This window comes from Verminephrobacter aporrectodeae subsp. tuberculatae At4 (assembly GCF_000193225.1).
GTDB classification, from domain to species: Bacteria; Pseudomonadota; Gammaproteobacteria; order Burkholderiales; family Burkholderiaceae_C; genus Acidovorax; species Acidovorax aporrectodeae.
The window spans coordinates 1-6,136 of the sequence record NZ_AFAL01000486.1 but is presented as its reverse complement, the minus strand read 5'-3'; the positions used below and the strand labels follow the sequence as shown (position 1 = coordinate 6,136).

General features: G+C 65.3%; 4 protein-coding genes. All 4 read left to right on the top strand.

Features of this window, described 5'->3' with window-relative positions; genetic code table 11:
- Window positions 1–147 (top strand): choice-of-anchor U domain-containing protein, encoded by a 147-nt coding sequence (locus tag VTU_RS35565; protein ID WP_010105898.1) that lies wholly within the window; start codon window positions 1–3, stop codon window positions 145–147.
- Window positions 148–271: 124 nt separating this feature from the next.
- Window positions 272–3,505, top strand: coding sequence for an Ig-like domain-containing protein (locus VTU_RS0115760; protein ID WP_040892971.1), 3,234 nt, complete (start codon window positions 272–274; stop codon window positions 3,503–3,505).
- Entirely contained in the window at window positions 3,450–5,180 is a 1,731-nt protein-coding gene (locus VTU_RS34955; RefSeq protein WP_236610764.1) for an Ig-like domain-containing protein, read from the top strand. Before VTU_RS0115760 ends, VTU_RS34955 begins: the two co-directional genes overlap by 56 nt.
- On the top strand, window positions 5,114–6,136 hold a 1,023-nt coding region (locus VTU_RS27660), incomplete at its 3' end, for an Ig-like domain-containing protein (RefSeq protein WP_322835866.1). The genes VTU_RS34955 and VTU_RS27660, both read left to right, overlap by 67 nt.

Here is a 6,136-nt window from a genome sequence, read left to right as displayed (position 1 = left end):
CTGGACTTTGAAATCAGCGATGGCGGTCGGTTCGACGCCGACGGCCAGGCCAACGGCGCCATCACCGCCCCCGGCGCCGCAGCGCAGATGCCGCTGTCCATCGTGGGCCAGGCGTCCGATTGGGCGTCCAACGGGTTTTGGCTCTGATATTGCACTTGTATTTTCCCTGTTCATTACTCTTGCAATATCACTTGTCATTGCATTTGCACCGAATGATACCGCTGCATGAATTTTCCGTGCGCGAACGGAATTATTTTCAAAGGAATATCCCATGACCGCACCATTCGACGGCCACTCCTCGCACGTCAGCAGTGCCACCGTTTTGCTCAGCGACCATTATTTGACCGCCGGGGAGACCATGACGGTGACCTTCGTATTCAACGAAAAGCCGTGGTGGAATACTGGTTGGGGCTCTCCTTCCTTCACGCTCACGACCACCACTGGAAGCCGGACGGTTCCTCCGGATTCACCCCTTGGCGCTTTGTCCAACTTGACCCAGGACTCCAACGACCTCCGGGTCTTCACCGCCAAATTCACACCGACTGCGGGCATAATGGGCAAGGCCGTCGGCCGCATCACCCTGGATCTGAGCGCGCTCGGATATAGCTTCTTCAGTCGGCTTGCCGGGGTATTCCAGTCCGAGGAATACACCGTGGACACCACGCCGCCCGACGCGGTCTCCAACCCCCGTCTCAACCACGTCACCATCAGCCTCAGCCACGAAGTGTTGACCTATTGGGAGACCATGACGGTCACTTTCGAGTTCAACGAAGTGCCGTGGTCGCCCATTGTCCTACCCGCGGATGTACCCCCTCCGTCCCACAACCGGTCGCACAGTTTCACGACCCACGATGTGGAGGTGTCCCATGGCACGCTGTCCAACTTGGTCCAGAACCGCGACAACCTCAAGATATTCACCGCCACATTCACACCGAATGACCACATAAACCGGGCCGTGGGCCGGATCACGCTGAACTTGGCGAACCTCAGGGATTCGACTGAAATTGGTAATGACGGCACCGGGGTGTTCCAGTCCAGGGAATACACCGTGGACACCATGGTGCCGGCGAACGTCACGAAGGTCTCCATCCGCTTCGACGACCCCTATCTGACCGAAGGCGAGACGACGACGGTCAGAATCGATTTCGACGAAGGACCGTGGAACGGGACTTTCCTTATCCCCGATATGGTGGTGCCGAATGGCGTTTTGACCAATTTGAACACGGAAGTGGTCGGCGGCACGAGCTACACCGCCACATTCACACCGAATGCGAACACGAGCCGGTCCGTCGGCCGCATCAGCCTGAACCTGGCGAACGTCTCGGACGCCGGCGACTACAAGGGCCATCCGGGCGCCGGGACGTTCCAGTCTGCCGAGTACGTCGTGGACACCATGCCGCGCAACGCGCAGAGCAACCCGAATCTGAATCACGTGAGCATCCGCCTGAGCGACGCGCTGCTGACGCTGGACCAGAGCATGCGCGTGACCTTCGAGTTCAACGCAGCGCCGTTGGAATCGAGTTTCGCCCTCAGCGACGTCGTGGCGCCGCTGGGCGTCTTTCGCGACTTGGTCAAGGACCCGAACAACGCCAGGATCTACACCGGCCACTTCACGCCGCACAGCAGAACGCGCCAGGCCGTAGGCCAGATCACGCTGGACTTGGCCAAGCTCAACGGCAGCGACGACAACCCGGGCACGGGGGTGTTCCAGTCCACCGAGTACACCGTGGACAACGCGCCGCTCTCCGACTTCAGCCGCGTCAGCATCCACCTGAGCGACACCCGCCTGACCCCGGGCGAGACTGCGACGGTGACCTTCGAGTTCGACGGATGGCCGTCGTTCGACAGCTTCGCCATCGGCGACGTGGCAACGCCGTATGGCCACTTGTCCAACCTGACCCGGGCGACGGACAACGCCCGAATCTACACCGCCACGTTCACCCCGAATGCCGACGTGCGCGGACTCCACGGCCGCCTCACGCTGGAGCTGACGAACGTCACGGACAAGTTCCGCAACCAGGGCACGGGGGTGTTCCAGTCCAGCGAGTACACGGTCGTGACCGCTGTGGGCAGCAGCTGGAGTTCCACGCTGAATAACGTCGTCATCCGCCTGGGTGACTCCTACCTGAGCCGGGGCGAGAGCACGACGGTGACTTTCGCGTTCAGCGCCGCGCTGCCGGATGAGGACTTCATCCGCCACGTGGTCTCGCCCCTGGGCGTTCTGTCCGCCCTGGGATGGGACGATACCGACAAGGTCTGCACCGCCACGTTCACCCCGAACGTGACCATGGGCAAGGGCATGGGCCGCATTTCCCTGGACCTGTCCAAGGTCAAGGACGAGAACGGCAATCCGGGCTCCGGGATGTACGAGTCCGCCGAGTACACCGTGGATAGCACGCGGCCCCAACTCGACGGCATCACGCTCTCCGACACCCACCTGAATGCCGGAGAGACCGCCCTCGTCACCTTTGCCTTCTCCAAGGAAGTCAGCGTCACCAGCCTCAGGGCGGCCCTGGACCTGTCGAATGCCCGGGGCACGCTGGGCGAGCCCGCGAGCACCGACGGCGGCAAAACCTGGACCGCCATCCTCACGCCCCTGGTCGACACGCGCAACGCCAGCGGCGTGATCCGCGTGAACGTCAACAGCGTGCGCGACACGCATGGCACCGCGGGCCTGGGCGACCCGGTCTCGAGCAACGCCTACACCGTGGGCACCGTGCTGCCCACGCTGGCCGCGAGCGGCCACAGCATCGACGACGACCGGCTCGGCATTGGCCAGACTGCCTACGTCACCATCAAATTCAGCGAGCCCGTGAAGGGCTTTGACGCCTCCGACGTAGTCCTGGCCCCCGGCAGCGGCAGCGTGGGCCAAGTGTTCACCGCCTGGCAGCCCGGGGGCGACGGCAGCAGCGACACCTGGGAGGTGACGCTGAATGCCCCCGGCGCCGGCGTCACATCGGCGTACAACCCGATCAGCGTGAACCTCGCGGGCGTCAACACCCGCGAGGGCAGCGCGGGCCTGGGCATCGTGGCCACGGGCCTGCGCTACAGCGTGGACACCATTCGGCCCACGCTGCTTGGCACGCGCATCAGCTACGGCGCGGGCGAGAGCGACACCGTTCTCAAGTACAGAGAAAGCGCGCTGGTGAGCTTCACCTTCTCCGAACCGGTGACGGACTTTGGCCTGAACGACGTGCTGCTGGTCAACGGCCTGCGCGATGGCATGCTGTCGCACTTCACGTCCACCGGAGACGGCAGCGTCTGGACCGCGAGAGCGCGCCGATCCCGGCATCAGCTCGTCGAACAACACCTTTCGCGTGAACATGCGCGGCGTGAACGACCTGGCGGGCAACGCGGGCGAGGGGGTGGTTGCCACCGGCGTGAGCTACGACATCGACACCATCGCCGGGCGCCCCAGCCTGCGCATCACGCTGGCCAGCCCGCTCACCGTGGGCGCGCACGCCATCGTGACCTTCCAATTCAACGAGGTCGTCACCGGTTTTGACGCCGCCGACATCGTGCTCACGAGCGGCAACGGCACGCTGAGCGATCTGGCCGTCGGCGCGGACGGCAAGACCTGGACCGCCACCTTCACGCCCACGGCGAACACCGAGGTCGCGAACAACACCGTCCGCGTGGACTTGGCGGGCGTGCGCAACGCCGCGGGAGTGGCCGGGGTCGGCAGCGCGAGCAGCGCCAACTACGTCGTGGACACCGTGCGGCCCATGCTGCGCAGTCTGGTCATCGACGACCGCCTCCTGGCGGCGCACGAGGAGACCACCGTCACCATCACCTTCTCCCAGGCAATCGATACAAGCAGCTTCACGCTCGATGACCTGGAGATCATCGATTCCCTGACCCAGCGCAACCAGTCGATCAATGGCCTGCGGGGAACGCTGTCGAACCTGCGCACCACGGACGGCGGAACCACGTGGAAGCTCACGCTCCGGTCCCCTTCTGCGGACAACATGCCCGACAACTGCATCGCGATCAAGCTGCGCGACATCAGCGATGCCGCGGGCAACACGGTCGGCGGGGGCAACGTGCCCGGCGACCCGGCGGGGACTTACATAGCCAACGACCAAGCCTACGCCAACGACAGCTCCCCGCCCCAGGTGAACGGGATCGCCGTCTCGAGCCACAACCTGCGATCCAACGGCACGCTGACCATCACCGTCACCTTCAACGAACCGGTGACGGGCTTTGGCCTCGACGACATATACAGCTCCGCCGGCGCCTCCGGTGGCACGATGTCCGGCCTGAACTCCACCGACGGCGGAAAGATCTGGAGCATCACCCTCAGCGCCCCGACGTTCCGGACCTCCGTGACCTGGGCCAAGCTGAGCGTCGTGATGGGGGCGGCGCACGGCATCCGCGACCTCGCGGGCAATATGTCCCGCGAGGGCGGGTTCCACGGCGGCTACTACAACGTAGACACCCGCGACCTCGTCATCTCGCCCACCGCGACCATCACGCTCGCCGACAACCGCCTCATGGCCGGTGAAACCACCACCGTCACCATTGTCTTCAACGACCGCGTCAACGGCTTCACGGCAGACGACGTCATCCTCACGAACGCCAACGGCACGCTGGGCCCGCTCACGGCGAACGCCGACGGCAAGACCTGGACGGCGACCTTCACGCCCACGGCCAACGTCCACAGTGCGAGCAACACGATCGGCGTGAACCTCTTCGGCGTGACCGACGCCGTCAATCCGGCCGACACCATAGGCTCTGGCCAGGCCAGCAGCGCCAGCTACAGCGTCAGCACCGTGCGCCCCGGCGTCACGATCGCACTCGACAGCACCAGCCTCACGATGCGCCAGACCACCACGGTGCGCTTCGCCTTCAGCGAGGAGGTCATGGGCTTCAGCGCGCAGGACGTCGTGCTCAGCGACGCCCGCGGCACGCTGGGCCCGCTCACCGCGGATGCCTACGGCAAGACCTGGACGGCGACCTTCACGCCCACGGCGAACACCGCAAACGCGAGCAACACCGTCCGCGTGAACCTCGCGGGCGTGAGCAACGCCGCAGGCAACACGGGCGAGGGCACGGCCAGCAGCGCCGACTACGCCATCGACACCACGGCCATGCGCCCCACCGCCACCATCCGCTGGCCGACACCGACCTCAGGATCGACGAAACCACCACCGTCACCATTGTCTTCAACAGCCAAGTGAGGGGCTTCACGGCAGACGACATCGTGCTCAGCGACGCCAACGGCACGCTGAGCCTGTTCACGGGGAATTCACTCAGCACGACTTGGACGGCGACCTTCACGCCCACGCTCAACGTGCAGGACACGAGCAACACCATCCGCGTGAACCTGGCCGGCGTGACCAACCGTGCAGGCCGGGCAGGCCTCGGCAGCGCCACCAGCGCCAACTACCAGATAGACACCATCGAATCCACGCGCCCCAGCGCCACCATCACGCTGAGCGACAGCGCCCTGAAGATCGGCGAGACGAGCACCGTCACCTTCCGCTTCAACGTGCCGGTCCTCGGCTTCACGGCCGACGACGTCGAGGCGCCCAACGGCACGCTGGGGCCCCTGACGGCGAACGCCGACGGCCGCACCTGGAGCGCCACGTTCACCCCGAATGGGAATACCGAGGACAGCAGCAACGCCATCCGCGTGAACCTCGCGGGCGTGACCAACACCGTCGGCCGCACCGGGTTCGGCCACGCGAGCAGCGCCGACTACCAGGTGGACACCACGCGGCCCTCGGTGCGCTCCATCACGCTCGCTGACAGCAAGCTCAGCGGCAACGAAGCGACCACCGTCACCATCGTCTTCTCCGAAGCGCTGGACCGGAGCCTGCCTCCCACGGACGGCAAGGCCTTCACCCTGTCGGACCTCACGATCAACCCCGCGTCCAGCGGCGGCATCTTCTCCGACCTGCGCAGCGACGACGGCATCACCTGGCAGTGCACCCTCACGGCCCCGCCTGCCGTCGGCCGCTCGACGAGCAGCAACCGCGTCCGGGTGAACCTCTCCGGCGTGACCGATCTGGCGGGCAACCAGGGAGAGGGAACCCCGTCCTCCGAGCCGTTCAGCTACGACCTCGTGCGCCCCACCGTGAGCATCACGCTGTCCGACACCGAGCTCACCATGGGCGAGACGGCATTCGTCACC